Source organism: Phytohabitans maris, assembly GCF_031085175.1.
Classification (GTDB): Bacteria; Actinomycetota; Actinomycetes; order Mycobacteriales; family Micromonosporaceae; genus Phytohabitans; species Phytohabitans maris.
Map to the genome: position 1 here is coordinate 18,439 of NZ_JAVHUY010000065.1, position 20,322 is coordinate 38,760.

At 71.9% G+C, this 20,322-nt stretch carries 19 protein-coding genes; 17 read left to right on the plus strand and 2 right to left on the minus strand.

The window, feature by feature from the left end; genetic code table 11:
- Positions 1–71: 71 nt before the first annotated feature.
- Positions 72–1,790 carry an alkaline phosphatase D family protein gene (locus tag RB614_RS41085; RefSeq protein ID WP_308718146.1) on the minus strand — a complete coding sequence of 573 codons (1,719 nt, stop codon included), beginning with the start codon at positions 1,788–1,790 and terminating at the stop codon, positions 72–74.
- Positions 1,791–1,903: 113 nt separating this feature from the next.
- On the opposite strand from RB614_RS41085, the gene ftsY reads away from it, so the two are divergent.
- The 6 genes from ftsY (at position 1,904) to RB614_RS41115 (ending at position 8,806) form a co-directional block, all read left to right on the plus strand.
- Positions 1,904–3,013, plus strand: coding sequence for a signal recognition particle-docking protein FtsY (ftsY, locus tag RB614_RS41090; protein ID WP_308718147.1), 1,110 nt, complete (start codon positions 1,904–1,906; stop codon positions 3,011–3,013).
- Between the two features lie 44 nt (positions 3,014–3,057).
- Positions 3,058–3,888 carry an aminoglycoside phosphotransferase family protein gene (locus RB614_RS41095; RefSeq protein ID WP_308718148.1) on the plus strand — a complete coding sequence of 277 codons (831 nt, stop codon included), beginning with the start codon at positions 3,058–3,060 and terminating at the stop codon, positions 3,886–3,888.
- Positions 3,889–4,109: 221 nt separating this feature from the next.
- Positions 4,110–5,471 (plus strand): ammonium transporter, encoded by a 1,362-nt coding sequence (locus tag RB614_RS41100; RefSeq protein WP_308718149.1) that lies wholly within the window; start codon positions 4,110–4,112, stop codon positions 5,469–5,471.
- A 25-nt stretch (positions 5,472–5,496) separates the two neighbouring features.
- On the plus strand, positions 5,497–5,835 hold the full coding sequence (locus RB614_RS41105; RefSeq protein ID WP_173041812.1) for a P-II family nitrogen regulator: 339 nt from the start codon (positions 5,497–5,499) through the stop codon (positions 5,833–5,835).
- Entirely contained in the window at positions 5,832–8,051 is a 2,220-nt protein-coding gene (locus tag RB614_RS41110) for a [protein-PII] uridylyltransferase (RefSeq protein ID WP_308718169.1), read from the plus strand. The genes RB614_RS41105 and RB614_RS41110 overlap by 4 nt, the downstream gene beginning before the upstream one ends.
- Positions 8,052–8,194: 143 nt before the next feature.
- The gene (locus tag RB614_RS41115; RefSeq protein ID WP_308718150.1) at positions 8,195–8,806 is read left to right on the plus strand and encodes a DUF3558 family protein; all 612 of its coding nucleotides are present in this window, start codon (positions 8,195–8,197) and stop codon (positions 8,804–8,806) included.
- On the opposite strand, the gene RB614_RS41120 is transcribed toward RB614_RS41115, so the two are convergent.
- Positions 8,788–9,930, minus strand: coding sequence for a LuxR C-terminal-related transcriptional regulator (locus RB614_RS41120; RefSeq protein ID WP_308718151.1), 1,143 nt, complete (start codon positions 9,928–9,930; stop codon positions 8,788–8,790). The genes RB614_RS41115 and RB614_RS41120 overlap by 19 nt on opposite strands.
- Positions 9,931–10,066: 136 nt before the next feature.
- On the opposite strand from RB614_RS41120, the gene RB614_RS41125 reads away from it, so the two are divergent.
- The 11 genes from RB614_RS41125 (at position 10,067) to RB614_RS41175 (ending at position 20,320) form a co-directional block, all read left to right on the plus strand.
- Complete coding sequence (locus tag RB614_RS41125) at positions 10,067–10,948, plus strand: ABC transporter ATP-binding protein (protein WP_308718152.1); 882 nt, start codon at positions 10,067–10,069, stop codon at positions 10,946–10,948.
- A complete protein-coding gene (locus tag RB614_RS41130) occupies positions 10,938–11,762 on the plus strand; it encodes an ABC transporter permease (protein WP_308718153.1) in 825 nt (274 codons plus the stop codon). Before RB614_RS41125 ends, RB614_RS41130 begins: the two co-directional genes overlap by 11 nt.
- Positions 11,763–11,820: 58 nt before the next feature.
- On the plus strand, positions 11,821–12,915 hold the full coding sequence (locus tag RB614_RS41135; protein ID WP_308718154.1) for a sensor histidine kinase: 1,095 nt from the start codon (positions 11,821–11,823) through the stop codon (positions 12,913–12,915).
- The gene (locus tag RB614_RS41140; protein WP_308718155.1) at positions 12,912–13,568 is read left to right on the plus strand and encodes a response regulator transcription factor; all 657 of its coding nucleotides are present in this window, start codon (positions 12,912–12,914) and stop codon (positions 13,566–13,568) included. Before RB614_RS41135 ends, RB614_RS41140 begins: the two co-directional genes overlap by 4 nt.
- A 399-nt stretch (positions 13,569–13,967) precedes the next feature.
- Positions 13,968–15,536: a signal recognition particle protein gene (gene ffh, locus RB614_RS41145; RefSeq protein WP_308718156.1), complete on the plus strand. Its 1,569-nt coding sequence runs from the start codon at positions 13,968–13,970 to the stop codon at positions 15,534–15,536.
- Positions 15,537–15,644: 108 nt separating this feature from the next.
- A complete protein-coding gene (locus tag RB614_RS41150) occupies positions 15,645–16,235 on the plus strand; it encodes a Uma2 family endonuclease (protein WP_308718157.1) in 591 nt (196 codons plus the stop codon).
- 21 nt (positions 16,236–16,256) lie between these two features.
- On the plus strand, positions 16,257–17,336 hold the full coding sequence (locus RB614_RS41155) for an amidohydrolase family protein (protein WP_308718158.1): 1,080 nt from the start codon (positions 16,257–16,259) through the stop codon (positions 17,334–17,336).
- Between the two features lie 33 nt (positions 17,337–17,369).
- Positions 17,370–18,776 (plus strand): proline--tRNA ligase, encoded by a 1,407-nt coding sequence (gene proS / locus RB614_RS41160; protein ID WP_308718159.1) that lies wholly within the window; start codon positions 17,370–17,372, stop codon positions 18,774–18,776.
- 10 nt (positions 18,777–18,786) lie between these two features.
- Positions 18,787–19,440 carry a ribonuclease FAU-1 family protein gene (locus RB614_RS41165; RefSeq protein ID WP_308718170.1) on the plus strand — a complete coding sequence of 218 codons (654 nt, stop codon included), beginning with the start codon at positions 18,787–18,789 and terminating at the stop codon, positions 19,438–19,440.
- 174 nt (positions 19,441–19,614) lie between these two features.
- The gene (gene rpsP / locus RB614_RS41170) at positions 19,615–20,085 is read left to right on the plus strand and encodes a 30S ribosomal protein S16 (RefSeq protein ID WP_308718160.1); all 471 of its coding nucleotides are present in this window, start codon (positions 19,615–19,617) and stop codon (positions 20,083–20,085) included.
- On the plus strand, positions 20,060–20,320 hold the full coding sequence (locus RB614_RS41175; RefSeq protein ID WP_173041827.1) for an RNA-binding protein: 261 nt from the start codon (positions 20,060–20,062) through the stop codon (positions 20,318–20,320). The genes rpsP and RB614_RS41175 overlap by 26 nt, the downstream gene beginning before the upstream one ends.
- Positions 20,321–20,322 lie beyond the last annotated feature (2 nt).

Below are 20,322 nucleotides of genomic sequence, written 5' to 3' on the forward strand. Positions count from 1 at the left end.
CCTCGATCAAACTCCGGTCCAGTTTCTGTATGGCTCCTGTGAAGGAAATGTGAAGGCCGCCGGAGCCCTGCTCAGCCGCTGCTGGCGGCCCCCGAAGGTGCCCGCGCAGTGAGCTCTACGGCGGCCACCTCGCGCAGGTCACCGCCGGTGGTGGTGCCCTCGATCAGCACCCGGGCCGACCGGCCCTCGTGCACCAGCGTGCTCACCGCGTTGCCGAAGTACGGGCCGGCGAGCTTGCGCCACCGCACCGCGGGCGCCGCGACCCGGGCCGCCCGGGCCAGCGTGCGGGCGACCGCGGTCGGGCCCCGCCACCAGCCCAGCCGCAGCACCGGGCGCATGAAGGACTGGATCTGGTTGTGCACCGGCGAGCAGGTCAGCTGGTGCACGGGCGCGGCGACCGGGCGGTCCCGGTAGAGGGCGCGGGCCACGTACGAGTGGTGGACGTCGCCGGAGAGCACGCTGATCGAGGCGACCCCGGCCGAGCCGACCTCGGCGAAGAGCCCGGCGAGCGCGTCGAACGAGCCCTGCATCGACGCCCAGTGCTCCAGGTCGAACGCCCGGCGCTGCCGCTCGGCGAACGCCGCCACCCGGGGCCGCGCCGAGCCGGCCAGCCGCTCGTTCCACGCCTCCATGTGGTGGATGCCGGGCGGCAGCAGCCAGGGCAGCGACGAGCCCACCACCAGGTGGTCGAAGTCGCCCCGGGCGAGCCCGGCGAACCAGGCCCACTCGCCCGGCGGCAGCATCGCGCGGTGGCCCGGGTCGAGCACCCGGCTGCACCGGTTGTCCAGTACGACGAGGCGGGTGCGGCCCAGGTCGAGCGCGTAGCTCCACTGGTAGCCGGGCGCGCCGTCGGCCTCATGTCTTTCGGGTCCCTGTTCGTCGTTTGGCGACCCCGCCAAACGACGAACAGGGCTGGGAGGGCTGTCGACGGCGGTGCCGAACTCGCGCAGGACGTCCGTGGCGTCGTCGGCGGCGGCCATCACCTTCTGGTACACCGGGTCGGCGGCGATCTGGTCCGGGTCGAGGTTGCCCAGGTGCTGGTAGACCCAGTACGAGGCGAGGCCGCTGGAGATCCGCTCCGGCCACCACGGCTGCTCGCGCACCTCGCGGCGCCAGGAGGCGGAGGAGTTCCAGTCGTCGATGATCTCGTGGTCGTCGAAGATCATGGCGCTCGGCACGGTGGCGAAGAGCCAGCGGATCTCCGGGTCACGCCACGACTCCAGGTAGAGCTGCGTGTACTCCTCGTAGGTGACCACCTCGTCTTCGGGGTGGTCGTGCTCGGAGTGCCGCGCCTTGCTGAGCAAGCGCTTGACGGCCGGCGAGGGGATATCGGCGTACACCTGGTCGCCGAGGAGGACGAGCAGGTCGGGGGCGGGCACCGCGCCGGACATCAGCCGCCGGGCGTAGGCGTCGAGCGCGTCCGGGGGTAGCTTGCGCGGCGTCGCGTGCTGGGTGGTCTCCCGGCAGGACCCGAAGACCAGCCGCACCGGCTGGTCGGTGTCGTCACCCTCGCGGGTGCGGATCACACTCGGCGGGTACGGGCTGCCCGGCTCGGGCCACACGCGGGCGTCGTCGACGAACACCTCGTACGGCGTCGCGCCGCCCGGGGTGAGCCCTTCGACCACCACGATCGCGTAGTGGTGGCCGTACACGCTGAATGTCGTCGCCTCCCCAGCGGCCTCCCCGGCGGAGACCCGGACGGTGGCCGGCGCGCTGGTCTCCACCCAGACGGTGGCGCGCGTACCGACCACCCGGCGCAGCACCGGGCCGATGACAAGCTCAGCGGACAACGGATCAAACCTCCGCTCGGGGGACTGGGGACCATCCTCTCTACCCGACATTCCTATGCGCTAGGCGCGAGCCTCACGGTGTGGGACGCGCAGCCATCTGTCAGGATTTCCGCATGGAGTACGTCGTCATCGCGCTCGTCCTGCTGGGCGTGCTCGTGCTCGGCGGCCTGGGGCTCGTCGTGCCCCGCCTGCGCCGCCGCCCCGAGCTGCCGCCGCCACCGACCCAGGTGGAGACGGCGCCCGTTCCGGTGGAGGTCGAGCCGGAAGCGGTGCCGGCCGCTCCGGAGCTGGAGGTTCCCGAGCCCACGGCGGGCCGGCTGGTCCGGCTGCGGGCCCGGCTGTCCCGGTCGCAGACCGTCCTCGGCAAGGGCCTGCTCGGCCTGCTCTCCCGCGACCGGCTGGACGACGACGTCTGGGACGAGGTCGAAGAGAGCCTGATCACGGCCGACGTGGGCGTCGAGGCTACCCGGGAGATCGTCGACCGGCTGCGCGAGCGCACCCGGGTGCTCGGCACCCGCACCCCCGACGAGCTGCGCGGGCTGCTGACCGAGGAGCTGGTCACCGCCCTCGACCCGGAGCTGGACCGCGCGCTGAAGAGCGACGGCAAGCCCACGGTCGTGCTCGTGGTCGGCGTCAACGGCTCGGGCAAGACCACCACCTGCGGAAAGATCGCCCGGGTGCTGGTGGCCGACGGGCGCACCGTGCTGCTGGGCGCGGCCGACACGTTCCGCGCCGCCGCCGCCGACCAGCTCGCCACCTGGGGCGGCCGGGTCGGTGCCGAGGTGGTGCGCGGGCCGGAGGGCGCCGACCCGGCGAGCGTGGCGTTCGACGCCGTGCGCCGGGGCGTCGAGACCGGCGTCGACACGGTGCTGGTCGACACCGCCGGCCGCCTGCAAAACAAGGTCGGCCTGATGGACGAGCTCGGCAAGGTCAAGCGGGTCGTGGAAAAGCAGCAGGCGGTCGACGAGACCCTGCTCGTGCTCGACGCCACCACCGGGCAGAACGGCCTGGAGCAGGCCCGCGTCTTCACCGAGGTGGTGGACGTCACCGGCGTGGTGCTGACCAAGCTGGACGGCACCGCCAAGGGCGGCATCGTCATCGCCGTGCAGCGCAAGCTGGGCATTCCCGTAAAGCTGGTCGGCCTGGGCGAGGGCCCGGACGACCTGGCCCCGTTCGAGCCGCGCACCTTCGTCGACGCGCTTCTCAGCGGAGACGAAGCATGAGACTCAGTGTCGACGCCTCATTCGACAGGGACGCGTAACCTCGGGTGACTTACCACGATCGGGCGCCGCGCCTCGGGAGACCATACGTGACTTCGCATGAGATCCCGCTCCGCGGCGGGAACGTCAGCACCGTGGTGCGGGTGGGGGACACCGTGCGGCGCAACGCCGGCCCGTGGACCCCGTCGGTGCACGCGCTGCTGCGCCATCTGGAGTACGTCGGCTTCACCGGCTCGCCCCGCGCCCTCGGCATGGACGAGCGCAACCGCGAGGTCCTCTCCTATCTGGAGGGTGAGTGCGGGGAGTACCCGCTGGCCCCGCACTGGGTGACCGACGAGGCGCTGGTCACCGTCGCGACGATGCTGCGGATGTTTCACGACGCGCAGTACGGGTTCACCCCGCCGCCGAGCGCGGTGTGGCGCTCCTTCGGCCCGCCGCCGCCGGACACCGAGGTCATCTGCCACCACGACGCCGCCCCGCACAACGTCATCTGGCGGCCGGACGGCACGCTCGCGTTGATCGACTTCGACCTCGCCTCGCCCGGCGCGCGGATCTACGACGTGGCGTACGCGGCCTGGACGTGGGTGCCTCTCTTCTCCGACCGCGACTCGTACACGCTCGGGTGGAAGCGGCCCAACCGGCCCCGGCGGCTGCGCCTGTTCGCCGACGCGTACGGGCTGATCCCGCGCGACCGCCACCGCCTCGTGCGCACGATCCGAAAGCGGATCGTCGACCACGTGGAGGGCATCCGGCGGATGGCGGCGGCCGGCGACCCGGCGTTCGTCCGGATCGTGCACAAGGGGCACCTTCGTCGGCCCATGCGTGATCTTCGCCTCCTCGACTACGAACGGCACACGCTCGAGTACGCACTCCGGTGACGAGGGGTGACAAACCCGACCGTACGTTCGGTTGAGAGGACCCCCATCCGTCCAGCGAGTTTGAGGCTTTCTTCACACGTACGAAACAAAGCGTGACCTGTCGGAAATCGCGCAGGCACCGTGCGCGAAACCTCGGCCCTGAAAGCTTCCGCGCAACCGGCGTACGGGCAACGCTGCCCCGGATCTGCCGGAGGGAGGCAACCTAACCGAGAGGAGGCAGCGTGGAGATCGACACCGGGAATACCGCCTGGTTGCTCCTGTCGTCTGCGCTCGTGCTGCTCATGACGCCGGGTCTGGCCCTGTTCTACGGTGGCCTCAACCGGTCCAAGGGCGTGCTCAACATGATGATGATGAGCTTCAGCGCCATCGGGCTCATCTCCGTTCTGTGGGTCATCTACGGCTTTACTCTGGCGTTCGGTGCCAACGACAACGCCAGCGTCAACAACATCATCGGTAGTTTCACCCAGTACCTCGGCACCGAGACCGACTTCGTCGGGGACCTCTGGGGTGAGACCGGGATCCCGGTCTACGTGTTCCTGGCGTTCCAGATGATGTTCGCCATCATCACGGTCGCCCTGATCAGCGGCGCGGCGTCCGACCGGCTCAAGTTCTCCGGCTGGCTGCTGTTCGCCTTCGGCTGGTTCACCCTCGTCTACGTCCCGGTCGCGCACTGGGTCTGGGGCGGCGGCTTCATCGGCGCCAAGATCCACGCGCTCGACTTCGCCGGTGGTACCGCGGTGCACATCAACGCCGGTGCGGCCGCGCTCGGCCTGGTGCTCGTGCTGGGCAAGCGGGTCGGCTGGCCGAAGGAGAGCTTCAAGCCGCACAACGTGCCGTTCGTCATGCTCGGTGCCGGCCTGCTGTGGTTCGGCTGGTTCGGCTTCAACGCCGGTTCCGAGCTCACTGTCGACAGCACGACGGGTGCCGCGTTCGTCAACACGCAGGTCGCCACCGCGGCCGGTGTGCTCGGCTGGATCATCGTGGAGTGGTTCCGCGACGGCAAGCCGACGCTGGTGGGCGCCTCGTCCGGCGCCGTCGCCGGCCTGGTCGCGATCACCCCGGCCTGTGGCTTCATCGCCCCGCTCCCGGCGGTCCTGCTCGGCCTCGTCGCCGGTGCGGTCTGCGCGTTCGCGGTGAGCCTGAAGTACAAGCTCGGCTACGACGACTCGCTCGACGTGGTCGGCGTGCACTTCGTCGCCGGCTGGATCGGCTCGCTGTGGATCGGCCTGTTCGCCACGCTCCAGGTCAACGGGGCGATCGAGGAGGTGCTCGGCGCCAACGAGGGCCTGTTCTACGGCGGCGGGGCGACCCAGCTCGGCCGGCAGTTCGCCGGTAGCGCGATCGTCTCGGTCTACTCCTGTGTCATCGCCGCGGTGATCGCCCTGATCATCAAGGTGACGATCGGCCTGCGCACCTCGACCGAGTCCGAGGTCGACGGCATCGACGTCGCGGAGCACGCGGAGAGCGGCTACGACCTGTCCCCGGCCGCGGGTGGCGGCGCGTTCGCCCAGGCGGGCATCGCTCCGTCGGCCAACAGCGCGGCGCCGGACAAGGCGCCGGTGAGCGAAAAGGTCTCCGGTTAACCTCGGACCGATGGAGGGATTGAGCATGAAGCTGGTGACCGCGGTCATCAAGCCGTACCAGCTGGACGCCGTGAAGGAGGCGCTGCACGCCCTCGGCGTTGCCGGCCTCACCGTCAGCGAGGTCCAGGGTTACGGGCGCCAGAAGGGCCACACCGAGGTGTACCGGGGCGCCGAGTACACGGTGGAGTTCCTTCCGAAGATCCGGGTCGAGGTGCTGACCGACGAGATCGACGTCGAGAAGGTCGTCGACGCGGTCGTCACGGCGGCGCGCACCGGGAAGATCGGTGACGGAAAGGTGTGGGTCACGGCGGTGGAAGACGTCGTCCGGGTCCGCACCGGCGAGCGCGGCCTGGACGCGCTCTGATAGAGGTAAGCGACGAAGTCGGTGCCGCCGCACGCGTGGAGCGTGCGGCGGCGCTTGACATGTGGCTCCGTTCGCTCGTGCCGGCCTGGCCGCCCGGAGTCGCGCTGGTCGCGTTCGGCGGGCTGGGCCGGCTCCAGTGCGCCCCGCACAGCGACCTCGACCTGATCCTGCTGCACACCGGCGTGCCTGGCATCGACGAGCTGGCCGCCTCGCTCTGGTACCCGATCTGGGACGCGCGGATCGGCCTCGACCACTCCGTGCGCACCATCCCCGAGGCGCTCTCCGTCGCGCACGACGACGTCAAGGTCGCCCTCAGCCTGCTCGACACCCGCCACGTCACCGGCGACCGCGACCTCACCCGGCAGCTCGTCGAGGCGGCGGCCGAGCAGTGGCGGCGCACCGCGGTACGCCAGCTGGTGCGGCTGCGCGAGATCACGCTGGCCCGCTGGAAGGCGCACGGCGAGCTGGCGTTCCTGCTCGAAGGCGACCTCAAGGAAGCCGCCGGTGGCCTGCGCGACGTCGGCATCCTGCGGGCCATCGCCCAGGGTGGGCTGGCCGACACGATGCGCCCGGCGGTACGCGCCGCGCACCTGCGCCTGCTCGACACCCGGGACGCCCTGCACGCCAGCGTGGGGCGGCGGGTCGACCGGCTGGTGGCCCAGGAGCGCGCCTCCGTGGCCCGGATGCTCGGCCTGGACGACGGCGACGCGCTGCTGCGCCGGGTCGCCAGCGACGCCCGTACGATCACGCACGCGCTCGACGACGGCTGGCGGATGGCCGACCGGCTCCGCTCCGGGCGGCGCCGGGGCGCCGACGGCAAGCCGCAGCGGCGACCGGTCGCCCGCGACGTCGTGGAGCAGGACGGCGAGCTGGTGCTCGCCCGCACCGCGATCGGCGCACGCCCCGACCCGAGCCTGTCGCTGCGGGTCGCGGCCGCCGCGGCGGTCACCCAGCTGCCGATCGCGCGGGCCACCTCCGAGTGGCTGGCCGCGTACTGCCCGCCGCTGCCCGCGCCCTGGCCACCGGCCGCCCGCGACGCGTTCGTCACGCTGCTCGGCGCCGGCCTGGGACTGGTGCCGACCTGGGAGACCTGCGACCGGTACGGCCTGGTCGACGGCTGGCTGCCGGAGTGGACCCGGATGCGCAGCCTGCCCCAGCACAACCCGGTGCACCGCTTCACGCTCGACCGCCACCTCGTGCAGGCCGCGTACGAGGCGACCGCGTTCACCCGCGAGGTGGGGCGCCCCGACCTGCTGCTGATCGGTGCGTTCCTGCACGACGTGGGGAAGGGCCTGCCCGGCGACCACAGCGTCGCCGGCGCGCCGGTCGCCGCCGCGATCGCCCAGCGCATCGGCCTGCCCCCGGAAGACGTGGCGGTGATCGAAAAGCTGGTCCGCCTCCACCTGCTCCTGCCCGACGTGGCCACCCGCCGTGACCTCTCCGACCCGGTGACCATCCGCGGGGTGGCCGACGCGGTCGGCGACACCACGACGCTGAGCCTGCTGCACGGCCTGGCCCGCGCCGACGCGCAGGCCACCGGCCCGGCCGCCTGGTCGGACTGGAAGGGCCGGCTGATCGCCGACCTGGTGCGCCGCGTGCACATCGCCCTCGACACCGGCGTGCTGCCGGCGCCCCCCAAGCCCGATCCGTCGCTGGTGGCCGGCCCCCTTCCGGTCGTACACCTGGATGGTGAACGCGTCGCGGTGGCCGCCGCCGACCGGCGTGGCCTGCTCGCCGCGGTCGCGGGTTGCCTGGCCCTGCACCGTCTGGAGGTCCTCACCGCGGACGCGTCCACGGTGGACGGCCGGGCGCTGGTCGAGTTCCGGGTCCGCCCCCGGTACGGCACCCCGCCCGACTCGCTCGCGCTCGCCAGCGACCTGCGCCGGGCCGTCTCCGGCGACGTCTCGGTGACCCAACGCCTGCGCGGCCGCGCCCTCGCCGCCCGCCCCGGTGGCGCGCAGCCCGCCCCGCGCGTGGTGTGGCACCGGGAGGCGGCCACCGACGCGGTGATCCTGGAGCTGCGCGCGGCCGACGCGCCGGGCCTGCTGTACCGGGTGACGTCCGCCCTGGACGAGGCGGGCGCACAGGTCCGCGCCGCCCGGATCTCCACGCTCGGCACGGACGTGGTCGACGCCTTCTACCTGGTCGGCACGTGGGCCGACGACGCCGAACGGGACAAGGTCGAGGCCGCCGTCCTCGGCGCCGCCGGCACGTAGCCCGCCACTTCGCTCCGATCCGATCCCAGATTGTTGGGATGGGAACGCCGGCCCGCGCGCACTAGCGTTCCAGCTCTCGGCCGGACCGGCCGGGCGGATCGGCATGGGCTGCGACGGAAAACAGGAGAACCGTGATGCGTGGGATGGCACTTTCGGTGAGCACGCCCGGAGCCAGGGCAGCGCGCCGGCTGCTGGCGGTGGGCGCGACCGCGGCGGTACTGGCGGTGGGCGCCGGCTGCGGCGGTGACTCGGCGGATCCGGCCGCGCCGCCAGCCGATCCGGCCACCGTCGCGTCGTCGACAGCCGCGTCATCGGCACTCGCGACCGACAGCGACGGATTCCCGGTCGACCCGTGCGCACTCGTGCCGAAGGAACTCGTGGAGTCCACGCTCGGGATCACGGTGGTGGACTCGGAGAAGAGCAAGACCGGCTGCGAGCTCAAGACGGCCGACTACAGCGCCGGCGGTGGAAGCTACGAGATCAACGTGTACCCCTGGGCGGAGGGCGGCGAACAGACCTACACGCAACTGGCCGGCAGCACGGGTAACCCCGACTTCCGCAAGGTCGAGGGCCCATGGGACGAAGCCGTCTACTACCAGGAGATGGGCGGAGCACTCACGCTGGCATTCAAGACCGCCAAGTGGGGTGTGTCGACGCAGATCGGCGGCATCAAGCTCATGGATCGTCTTGGCGCCGACCTGAGTGCGCAGATGACGGCACTGGCGAGCGCGGTGGCTCAGGCACTGGCGGCGTGATCCCCGTCAGGATCTACCACGCGGCCGTCCGTCGAGGTGGACGGCCGCGCCAGCTGTGGCAGGTAGTGCCGGGTGAACAGGGTGCTGATCAGGTCGCGGCGGCTGCGGACCCCGGTCTTGTCGAACACCGCTTTGAGATGGTCCTGCACCGTGTACTCCGAGATCGCCAGCGCGCTGGCGATCCGCGCGGTGGAGTTGCCCAGCAGGACCTGCTGGGTGACCTGGCGCTCGCGCTGCGACAGGCCGTACGCGTCGAGCACGATCGCGGCGAGGTCGCCCGGCTCGGCCGGGCCGATCGCCACCGCGGTCATCGGGGCCTCGGCCGAGCCGATCCGCCAGGCGTGCAGCGCCACCCACCGGCCGCTGCGGGTGCGGGTCCGCGACCGGGCCGGCGTCGCCGTGTCGGCGGTGGCCCGCGCGGCGACGGCACGCACGACGTACGGGAGGGCGGGGCCGCGGCCGGGATGGTGCTCCGGCAGGTCGTCCAGCCACCGCCGGGCGGTCGGCGACACGGTCACCTCGTCGTAGCGCCCGTCGAGCACCACGAGTCCGGGCGCGTCGGCGACGCCGCCGGTGTCGGAGCCACCCAGCAGCAGGGAGCGTCGTAGCGCCGCCGTGGCCGGTGTGCTGACCTGCCGGGCGGCGACGAGGTCGGCCTCGGTGAACGCGGGCGAGCCGGCCGCCCGGCACAGCACCAGCAGGCCCCAGGTGCGGCCGCCCTGGCGCAACACGACCCGCAGCTCGTCCCGCAGGCCCAACGGCCGCAGGATGTCGCGGTAGTACTTGCTCGTCGACAGGTCTCCGCCGGTGGAGGTGCTGAGCAGGCTGACCGGATCCGGGCGGCGGACCAGCGCGCGCAAGCTGTCGACGTCGTCCTGCTCGATGTGCTCGATCTCGAACAGCCGAGGCATCGTCGTCTCCGGAAAGCCGTTGGCGTGCTGACCGCCGGTGTCCAGCAGGGTCGACGGATCCAGGACCACCCCGCACCAGACGTCGGCCGGCACCAGCCGGGTGATGCCGCCGGTGGCCGCCTGGAGGACGTCCAGGGTCGCTTCGGCGGTGCGCAGGTCACCGTCGATCCGTCGCAGGCCGCGTTGGATCGCGTCGGCGGTCAGGGTGGGCATGCGGTGATGCTAGGTAGCGATCCCCGATCCCCGGGATAGGCCGATCGCCCCCGTCGCGCGTGTACGTCGGCGGGCGTACACCGACTCACGCTTCGCTGCGGACGCCGTTCGGCGCGGTTCGGGCGAGGCTGGCCGCATGTTTCCAGTAGAGACCCGCGAGCTCACCAAGCGGTACGGCCAGCTGGTCGCCGTCGACCGGGTGAGCCTCACCGTACGGCCCGGAGAGGTCTACGGGTTCCTCGGCCCGAACGGGGCGGGGAAGACGACCACACTGCGGATGCTGCTCGGCCTGGTACGGCCATCGTCGGGCACGGTCCGGCTGTTCGGCGAGGACGTCGGGCAGAGCCTGGGCGACGTCGGCGCGCTGATCGAGGGGCCGGCGTTCTACCCGTACCTGTCGGGGCGGGACAACCTGCGCGTCCTCGCCCGCTACGCCGGGTGCCCCGCCGGCCGCGTCGGCGTCGTGCTCGACCTGGTCGACCTGACCGACCGGGCCGGGGACCGCTACGGCACTTACTCCCTCGGCATGAAGCAGCGGCTCGGCGTGGCCGCCGCCCTGCTCAAGGACCCCAAGCTGCTGATCCTCGACGAGCCCACCAACGGGCTCGACCCGGCCGGCATGGCGGACATGCGGCGGCTGATCCGGCGGCTCGGCGCGGCCGGCAAGACCGTGCTGCTCTCCAGCCACATGCTCGGCGAGGTGCAGCAGATCTGCGACCGGGTCGGCGTCGTCTCCGGCGGCCGCCTCATCGCCGAGAGCACCGTGGCCGAGCTGCGCGGGGGTGCGCGGCTGCGGGTGGTCGCCGATCCGATCCAGGACGCGGCCGCCCGGGTACGGGCCCTGGTGGGGCAGGACCGGGTACGGGTCGAGGACGGCGCCCTGGAGCTGGACATCGAGGCGGGCAAGGCGGCCTGGATCAACGCCGAGCTGGTGGGCGCCGGCATCGACGTGAGTGAGCTGGGCGTGCGCGAACGGGAGTTGGAAGACGTCTTCTTGGAGCTGACACATGTTGGGTAGTACGCGAGCCGAGATCACCAAGCTGGTGCGGCGCCCGGCGAGCTGGCTGCTGCTGGCCGTCGCCGTCGTGCTGAGCCTGACCTTCACCTACCTGGTCCCGTACGCCGGTGCGAACGGCGCCGCCGACGGGGCGCCCAACGCCACCCGGGGCGTCGCCGAGACGCTGCCCGAGCACCTGGTCGGCAACTCGATCGGCGGGCTGCCGGTGTTCGCCGGCGCGATCCTGCTGATCCTCGGCGTGCTGGCGGTCGGCGGCGAGTACGGCTGGGGCACCTGGAAGACGCTGCTGGCCCAGGGGCCGTCGCGGCTCACCGTGTACGGCGCGAAGATCGCCGCCGTCGCGCTGGCCAGCCTCGCCGTCGTACTGGCGCTCTTCGCGACCGGTGCGGTGACCAGCGCGGCGATCGCGGCGGCCGAGGGGGCACCGGCCGACTGGCCGTCGTTCGTCGACCTGGCCGCCGGTATCGGGGCGGGCTGGCTGATGGCGGCGATGTGGGCCGGGCTCGGCGTGGTGCTGGCCGTCGCGCTGCGCGGCGTGGCGCTGCCGATCGGGCTGGGCCTGGTGTGGCTGATGGCGGTGCAAAACCTCCTCTCCGCCATCGCCGCGCCCCTGCTGGACTGGGTGGCGAAGCTGCAGGAGTGGCTGCCCGGCCCGAACGCCGGCTCGCTCGCCGCGTCGCTCGGCACCTCGCCGGACACCCCGGGCGTGGCCACGCTGGTCGGGGACGGGCACGCGGTCGCCGTGCTGGCCGGGTACCTGATCCTCTTCGTCGGCGTCGGCGGCCTCCTGCTCCGCCGGCGGGACATCCTCTGACCGGCGGCGGCGAGGGTCGGCGCCGGCAAGGACCGGCCGTGACAGGAAGAATGTGGTCATGAACGAGGCACGCCGGAGGTGGGCAGCCGATGCCCTCCTGGCCGGCGTGCTCCTCGTGATCGGCATGGGCGGCACCCGGGCGGCGGGGCTGGTGCAGGAGCGGCCGGTCACCGCGTTCACGTTCGTGCTGGTCGCGGTCGTGGCGCTGTCGCTGGTGGTGCGGCGGTCCTGGCCGCTGGTCACGCTCGGGGTCGCGGCCGTCGGTGTCTCGATCTACCTGTCGCTGGGCTACCCGTATGGGCCGATCTTCTTCTCGTTCCTCGTGTCGGTCTACACGGTGGCCCGGCACCGGCCGCTCAAGCCGGCCGCGATCGCCGCCGGCGCGGCACTCACCGTCCTGCTGGTGCACACCGTGGTCGACGGCAACACGATGGGCCTGGGGCCGGCGGCGGCGTGGGTGGCGGTCCCGTTCGCGGTGGGGGTCACCGTGCGGATCAGCCGGGAGGCGGCGGCGCAGGCCCGGGACGACCTGGCCCGCCGGTACGCCGACGAGGAGCGGCTGCGCGTCGCCCAGGAGGTGCACGACGTGGTCGGCCACGGCCTCTCCGCGATCAACATGCAGGCCGAGATCGCCCTCCACCTGCTCGGCAAGCGCCCCGAGCAGGCCGAGGCGGCGCTCACCGCGATCAGCCGTACCAGCCGGGAGGCCCTGGACGAGCTGCGCGTGACGCTCGCACTCGTACGGCGTACCCGGGAAGGTGAGACAAGAGCGGCCACCGCGGGCCTGGCCCGTCTCGACGACCTGGTGGCGCGGATGTCCGAGACCGGCGTGCCGGTCGAGGTCGAGGTCACCGGCGACCGGCGGGACCTGCCGGCGGCGGTGGATCTGGCAGCATACCGGGTGGTGCAGGAGTCGCTGACCAACGTGTTGCGCCACGCCGGCGCGGCGTCCGCCACCGTCCGGTTGGCCTACCTGCCCGAGGAGGTGAGCGTGGAGGTGGTCGACACCGGCCGCGGCGCGGCCGGCCCGCCCGGCGGCGGGCACGGCCTGGTCGGGATGCGCGAGCGGGTCGCGGCGCTGGGCGGCGAATTCACCGCCGGGCCGGTCGAGGGCGGCGGATTCCGGGTGTACGCGAGGCTGCCGCTGCCATGATCCGGGTACTCATCGCGGACGACCAGGACCTGGTGCGCCTCGGGCTGCGCACGCTCGTCGAGAGCGAAGACGACATGGCGGTGGCCGGCGAGGCGTCCGACGGGCTCGCAGCGGTGGAGGCGGCCCGGCGCGAGCGCCCCGACGTGGTGCTGATGGACATCCGCATGCCCGGCATCGACGGCATCGAGGCCACCCGGCGCATCGTGGCCGACCCTTCGCTCGCCGAGACCCGCGTCGTCGTGCTGACCACCTTCGAGCTCGACGAGTACGTCTTCGACGCCCTCCGCCACGGCGCCAGCGGCTTCCTGATCAAGGACACCAAGCCGGCCGAGCTGCTGCACGCCATCCGCCTCGTCGCCGGCGGCGAGGCGCTGCTGTCCCCGTCGGTGACCCGGCGGGTGGTACGCGAGTTCGCCACCCGGCCCAGCCGCGTGCACAAGCCGCACCCCCAGCTCGACACGCTCACCGAGCGGGAGCGGGAGATCGTGGGGCTGGTCGGCGAGGGGTTGAGCAACGACGAGATCGCCGAGCGGCTCGTGGTCAGCCCGGCGACCGCCCGCACCCACGTCAGCCGCGCGATGATCAAGCTGGGCGCCCGAGACCGCGCCCAACTCGTCGTCTTCGCCTACCAGTCCGGCCTCGTCGACTTCTAGACACCCCTCGGGTGTGATCGAAACACCCCTCGGGTGTGATCGAAGCTCCCGTCAAGGCGTTCTAGCGACTTGACGGGAGCTTCGATCACAGGCGGCCGAGGCGAAACCGGCCGGCCGGGGGACGGCGTCAGCGGCCCCCGGACGCACCAGCGGTACCACAAGTACGTTATGAGGCCGCCATAACGTACTTGTGGTACCGCTGGACAGAGGCGCAGCCGTCGATCGCCGGTCGTGTCCGTGCGACTAGATGGGGTTCGCGGCGACATTTCCGGCGCCGACGGGCGTGCCCGCGCTGGCGCGGGGCCGGGGCGGAGGTGTCCGGTTACGCTAGGAGCGCGGCCGGCTCGTGAGCCGGCCCGCTACGTGCCCGCCAAATGACGACAAACGGGATGTTGTGGCGTGTTTGACACCTTGAGCGACCGGCTCTCCGGGATCTTCACCAAGCTCCGTGGCAAGGGGCGCCTCTCCGACGCCGACATCGACGCCACCGCCCGCGAGATCCGCCTCGCCCTGCTCGAGGCCGACGTCGCGCTGCCGGTCGTCAAGGCCTTCATCGCGAACGTCAAGGAGCGGGCGCGCGGCGCCGAGGTCTCCCAGGCGCTCAACCCGGCCCAGCAGGTCATCAAGATCGTGCACGAGGAGCTGGTCGCGATCCTCGGCGGCGAGGCGCGGCGGCTCCAGTTCGCCAAGCAGCCGCCGACCGTGATCATGCTGGCCGGCCTCCAGGGCTCCGGTAAGACCACGCTCGCCGGCAAGCTCGCCCGCTGGCTCAAGGCCCAGGGGCACCAGCCGCTGCTCGTGGCTGCCGACCTCCAGCGCCCCAACGCCGTCGGGCAGCTCCAGGTGCTCGGTGGGCGGGCCGGTGTCGAGGTGTACGCGCCGGAGCCCGGCAACGGCGTCGGCGACCCGGTGCGCGTGGCCCGCGACTCGATCGAGCATGCCAAGCGGGCGGCCCGCGACATCGTCATCGTCGACACCGCCGGCCGGCTCGGCATCGACGCGGAGATGATGGCGCAGGCCGCCTCGATTCGCGACGCGGTCCAGCCCGACGAGGTCGTGTTCGTGATCGACGCGATGGTCGGCCAGGACGCGGTGACCACCGCCGAGGCGTTCCGCGACGGCGTGGGCATCACCGGCGTGGTGCTGTCCAAGCTGGACGGTGACGCCCGTGGCGGTGCCGCCCTCTCCGTACGGCACGTGACCGGCCAGCCGATCCTCTTCGCGTCCACCGGCGAAAAACTGGAGGACTTCGACGTCTTCCACCCCGACCGGATGGCCAGCCGCATCCTCGGCATGGGTGACATGCTCACGCTCATCGAGCAGGCCGAGCAGGCGTTCGACGAGGAGCAGAAGGAGAAGATGGCCGCCAAGCTCATGGGCGGCCAGAGCTTCACGCTGGAAGACTTCCTCGACCAGCTCATCGCCGTGCGCCGGATGGGCCCGATCGCGAACGTGCTGTCGATGATGCCGGGCATGGGCCAGATGAAGGACCAGCTGGCCGAGCTGGACGACAAGCACTTCGACCGGGTCACCGCCATCATCCGGTCGATGACACCGGGCGAGCGCACCAACCCCAAAATCATCAACGGCTCCCGCCGCGCCCGCATCGCCAACGGCTCCGGCGTGACCGTGATGGACGTCAACCAGCTGCTCAACCGCTTCACCGAAGCGCAAAAGATGATGAAGCAGATGGGCGGCATGATGGGCCTGCCCGGCGCCCGCCGCAAGGCGACCAAGTCGCCGAAGAACAAGCGCAAGGGCACCAAGGGCGGCGGCCGTCCCCGCTCGGCCGGCATCCCCGGCGGCATGCCGGGCGGGATGCCGGGCGGGATGCCCCCGGGCATGCCCCAGCTCCCCCCGGGCATGGACCCGAGCGCGCTGGGCGGCGGCGGCCTGCCACCTGGCTTCAAGCTCCCGAAGCTCGACTTCGGCAAGCTCGGCAAGAAAGACAAGGACACCGACAAGTAGTCCGCCAAGCCGGCTAACGAATTGGGGGACTGGGACCAACGCTTTCGGGGCGGCAGGATGAGACGTGAGGTGGTTACGGTGACGCATCCTCACGGAAGGAAAGCCCCCATGACCGCAGCACTGAGCCTGCCGCAGCGCGAGGTGTGGACCGTCGACGATCTTTCCCAGCTGCCGCCTGACCTTCCGTACGAGCTCGTCAACGGAAGGTTGCTCCTCATGTCGCCCACCTTCATCCATCAGTTCGTCTGCACAGAGATAGCCTTCGCACTGCGGACCAACTGCCCGGACGGCTGGGCCCCCGTCGTAGACCTGTCCCTGGATGTAAACCGCTACAGCGAACCTCGGCCGGACGTCGTCGTGATGGACACTTCCCACGTCGACCAGCACCCGCCGCCCGTCGAGGACGCGGTGCTCGCGGTCGAGGTCGTGTCGAAGGACTCGAACGTGCGCGATGTCTACGACAAGGCGGGCATGTATGCCGCCGCCGGCGTCAGGCACTACTGGGTGATCGACCCGCTGGGCGACAAGATCTCGCTCGCCGAGCATGTTCTGGAGTCGAAGCCGCACCGGCGGTATGCCATCGCCCGGCAGACCACCGAGGTCTTCACCACTGACGAGCCGTACCGGATCGTCGTCGACCTGCCGGCCTTGACGGCGCGGCGCGACGCTTTCCTGGCCCGGACGAAGGTCGAGGCCTGACGATCAGGTAGGACTGTGCGCATGGCGTTTCACGTGCGTGGGGTCCTGTTGCCGGACGACGAAGAGCGCGACCTCTGGCTGGTCGGCGACCGGGTGACGTTTTCGCCCGTCGCGGGGGCCGAGACGATCGCGGACTGTGGCTATGTCCTGCCCGGCCTGGTCGACGCGCACTGCCACATCGGCATCGCGCCCGGTGGGGCGCCGATCGGGGGGATCGCGCAGGCCAAGGAGTTGGCCGCCGCCGACCGCGACAGCGGGGTGCTCGCCATCCGGGACTGCGGTTCGCCGTACCCGTACCCGATGCTCGACGACGACCCCGACGTGCCGCGACTGGCCCGCGCTGGCCGCCATGTCGCGCCGCCCAAGCGATATCTGCGGGATATCGGCGCGGAGGTGGAGGCGCCGGAGGTGCCGGGTGAGGTGGCCGCCCAGGCGCGGGCCGGCAACGGGTGGGTGAAGCTGGTCGGCGACTGGATCGACCGCGCGGTCGGTGACCTCGCGCCGGCCTGGGACGCCGCCACCCTCGAGGCGGCCGTGGGTGCGGCGCAGGCGGCGGGGGCGCGGATCACGGCGCACACGTTCTCGGAGGAGGCCGTCGCGGTGCTGGTGCGGGCCGGCATCGACTGTGTCGAGCACGGCACCGGGCTCTCGCTCGACCTGGTCGACGAGATGGCCCGGCGGGGCACGGCGCTGGTGCCCACGATGATCAACATTGCCACTTTCGGTGACATCGCGGCGCGGGCCGAGGAGAAGTTCCCCGGGTACGCGCGGCACATGCGCGCCCTCCACGACGGCTTCCCGGCCGTCGTCCGCGCCGCGTACGAGGCGGGCGTGCCCCTCTACACCGGCACCGACGCGGGCGGCGGGATCACCCACGGCCGGATCGCCGACGAGATGCTGCGCCTGCACGAAGAGGCCGGCATGGCGCCGTTCGACGTGCTGCGCGCCGCGTCCTGGGGGGCCAGGGAGTGGCTGGGCTTTCCCGGGCTGGTCGAGGGCGGCCTGGCCGATCTTGTCGTCTACGCCGAGGATCCCCGCCGCGACCTGCGCGTCGTCCGCGCCCCGCAGCGGATGGTGCTGCGCGGCCGGGTGCTCCCGTAGAACGGCGGAACGTCCCGGATAGGATGTCGGCTCATGGCACGTGTGCTCACTCCCCGTGCGGAGGACTTCCCCCGCTGGTACCAGGACGTCATCGCGAAGGCGCAGCTCGCCGACAACGGCCCGGTGCGCGGCACGATGGTGATCCGACCGACGGGGTATGCGATCTGGGAGCGCATGCAGTCCGAGATGGACGACCGGATCAAGGCGGCCGGCGCGGAAAACGCGTACTTCCCGCTCTTCATCCCGGAGAGCTACCTGCGCCGCGAGGCCGAGCACGTCGAGGGCTTCTCGCCGGAGCTGGCGGTGGTCACCCACGGTGGCGGCAAGCAGCTCGCCGAGCCGGTGGTGGTGCGGCCGACCAGCGAGACGGTGATCGGCGAGTTCATGGCCAAGTGGGTCGACTCCTACCGCGACCTGCCGCTGCTGCTCAACCAGTGGGCCAACGTCGTGCGGTGGGAGCTGCGGCCGCGGGTCTTCCTGCGCACCAGCGAGTTCCTGTGGCAGGAGGGGCACACCGCGCACGCCACCGAGGCCGACGCGCGGGCCTACGCCCGCAAGATCCTGCACGAGGTGTACGAGGACTTCATGGTCGGGGTGCTCGGCATCCCGGTGCTGGTCGGGCGCAAGACGGCCGGTGAGCGCTTCGCCGGCGCCACCAATACGTACACGCTCGAGGGCATGATGGGCGACGGCAAGGCCCTGCAGCTGGGCACCTCGCACGAGCTGGGGCAAAACTTCGCCCGCGCGTTCGACATCACGTACTCGTCGGCGACCGGCGGGGTCGAGCACGCCTGGACCACGAGCTGGGGCACCTCGACCCGCATGCTCGGCGGCCTGATCATGTGCCACGGCGACGACAACGGGCTGCGGGTGCCGCCGCGGCTGGCGCCGGTCCAGGCGTACGTGATGATCGTCAAGGACGGCGAGGGCGTGGGCGAGGCGGCGGCCAAGCTCCGCGACGCCTTGCGCGACGCCGGGGTCCGGGTCGGGTTCGACGACCGGGTGGACACCCCGTTCGGCCGCCGGGCCGTCGACGCCGAGCTCAAGGGCTATCCGGTACGGGTCGAGGTGGGCCCCCGCGACCTGGCCGCCGGCAATGCGGTGCTGGTGCGCCGCACCGACGGTTCCAAGACGCCGGTGGCGGTGCCCGACGTGGTCAAGGCGGTGCTGGGCGCGCTCGAGGCCGACCAGCAGGCGCTCTACGACGAGGCGCTGAAGCTGCGGCTCGACCGCACCGTCACGGTGGGGACGCTGGCGGAGGCGATCGAGGCCAGCGCCACGGGCTGGGCCGACGTGCCCTGGTCCGAGGTCGGGCCGGCCGGTGAGAAGGAGGCGAACGGGCAGGGTGTGACCGTCCGCTGCCTCATCCGCGCCGACGGCTCGGTGCCCGACTCGGAAGACGAGCCGGAGCTGCGGGCCATCCTGGCTCGGGCTTACTGAGCGCGCCGTGATGGGCTTCACGCCCGGTCAGCTGATCGTCCACCGCAACGTCCACCGCGGCCGCATCGCCTGGGTACGCCCGGCCCGCGTGGTCGCCGACGACGAGCGCGGCCTGCTCGTGTGGGTCGCCCGGGGCACGCCGGTGGCCGGCGAGGTGGCCGCCGACGGGCGGGGCCTGCGGTCGATGCCGTTCGCCGAGTGGATCGAGCAGGGCCCCTACCGGGTCGCGCCCGGCACCTGGGCCGGCCCGTCGGTGCTCAAGTTCCTGCCGGCGGGGGCCAACCACTCGGTCTGGTGGTTTCGGGACGAGGCGGACCGCTTCGCCAACTGGTACGTCAACCTCGAAGAGCCCGGCGTGCGCTGGGACGACGGCGAGGTGGCCGGCATCGACATCGTCGACCAGGACCTCGACATCGTGGTCCGGCCGGACCTGTCCTGGGCGTGGAAGGACGAGGACGAGTTCGCCGAGCGGCTCGGCTTTCCGGATCACTACTGGGTGGCCGACGAGGCGGCGGTCTGGGCCGAGGGCTGGCGGGTCGTCAAACGGATCGAGGCGGGCGAGTTCCCGTTCGACGGCACCTGGACCGACTTCACCCCCGATCCGGCCTGGGCTCCTCCGCCGGTACTGCCCGTGGGGTGGGATCGGCCGCCGGCGCGGATTTGATTACCCCCGGTCGGAGCTTTCCGCACGGGTCTGGCACAATGGTTCGCTGGTATCCGGTTCCACGTTCGCGCCCTCTAACCCGGACGTGCGGCCAGTCCACCCGAGCTCCGGCGCCACAACCCCACGTGGCGAGCCGGTCAGCTCATCCGTTATCGCACAGGAGCGAAAACAAACGTGGCCGTAAAGATCCGGCTCCTGCGGATGGGTAAGATCCGCAACCCGCAGTACCGCATCGTCGTCGCCGACTCGCGCACCAAGCGCGATGGTCGCGCGATCGAGTACGTCGGTATCTACCAGCCGAAGGAAGACCCTTCGGTGATCGAAGTCAAGTCGGACCGGGTGCAGTACTGGCTCTCCGTCGGGGCGCAGCCCAGCGAGGCCGTCCAGCGCATCCTGGAAAAGACCGGCGACTGGCAGAAGTTCAAGGGCGAGCCGGCCCCGCCGCCGCTGCTGGTGGCCCCCGAGCGGGCCGACCGCAAGGCGGCGTACGAGGCGGAGGCCAAGGCGGCCGCCGGCGTCGCGGAGGCGGTCCCGGCCAAGACCGCGAAGAAGGCGACCAAGAAGGCGGCGGCTTCGGCTGAGGGCGGCGCCTCCGCTGACAAGACCGAGGAGCAGGCCGGTGCGGACTCCGGCGAGCAGGTCTGAGGTGGCACTCCGGCCCGCGCTGGAGCACCTCGTCAAGGGCATCGTCGACCACCCGGACGACGTCCGGGTGCGCATGATCGACTCACGCCGCGGCAAGCGGCTCGAGGTGCGCGTGCACCCCGAAGACCTGGGCACCGTGATCGGCCGCGGCGGGCGCACCGCCAAGGCCCTGCGGCAGGTCATCGGTTCGATCGGCGGCCGTGGCGTGCGCGTCGACATCGTCGACTCGTACTGATA

Bases quoted from the DNA above. Each gene is read 5' to 3' on its own strand.
- RB614_RS41155 (WP_308718158.1), top strand. From the start codon at position 16,257: ATGGCGTTTCACGTGCGTGGGGTCCTGTTGCCGGACGACGAAGAGCGC.
- RB614_RS41120 (WP_308718151.1), bottom strand. From the start codon at position 9,930: ATGCCCACCCTGACCGCCGACGCGATCCAACGCGGCCTGCGACGGATC.
- RB614_RS41130 (WP_308718153.1), top strand. From the start codon at position 10,938: ATGTTGGGTAGTACGCGAGCCGAGATCACCAAGCTGGTGCGGCGCCCG.
- RB614_RS41140 (WP_308718155.1), top strand. From the start codon at position 12,912: ATGATCCGGGTACTCATCGCGGACGACCAGGACCTGGTGCGCCTCGGG.
- proS (WP_308718159.1), top strand. From the start codon at position 17,370: ATGGCACGTGTGCTCACTCCCCGTGCGGAGGACTTCCCCCGCTGGTAC.
- RB614_RS41115 (WP_308718150.1), top strand. From the start codon at position 8,195: ATGGCACTTTCGGTGAGCACGCCCGGAGCCAGGGCAGCGCGCCGGCTG.
- RB614_RS41125 (WP_308718152.1), top strand. From the start codon at position 10,067: ATGTTTCCAGTAGAGACCCGCGAGCTCACCAAGCGGTACGGCCAGCTG.
- RB614_RS41135 (WP_308718154.1), top strand. From the start codon at position 11,821: ATGAACGAGGCACGCCGGAGGTGGGCAGCCGATGCCCTCCTGGCCGGC.
- ftsY (WP_308718147.1), top strand. From the start codon at position 1,904: ATGGAGTACGTCGTCATCGCGCTCGTCCTGCTGGGCGTGCTCGTGCTC.
- RB614_RS41165 (WP_308718170.1), top strand. From the start codon at position 18,787: ATGGGCTTCACGCCCGGTCAGCTGATCGTCCACCGCAACGTCCACCGC.
- RB614_RS41150 (WP_308718157.1), top strand. From the start codon at position 15,645: ATGACCGCAGCACTGAGCCTGCCGCAGCGCGAGGTGTGGACCGTCGAC.
- RB614_RS41105 (WP_173041812.1), top strand. From the start codon at position 5,497: ATGAAGCTGGTGACCGCGGTCATCAAGCCGTACCAGCTGGACGCCGTG.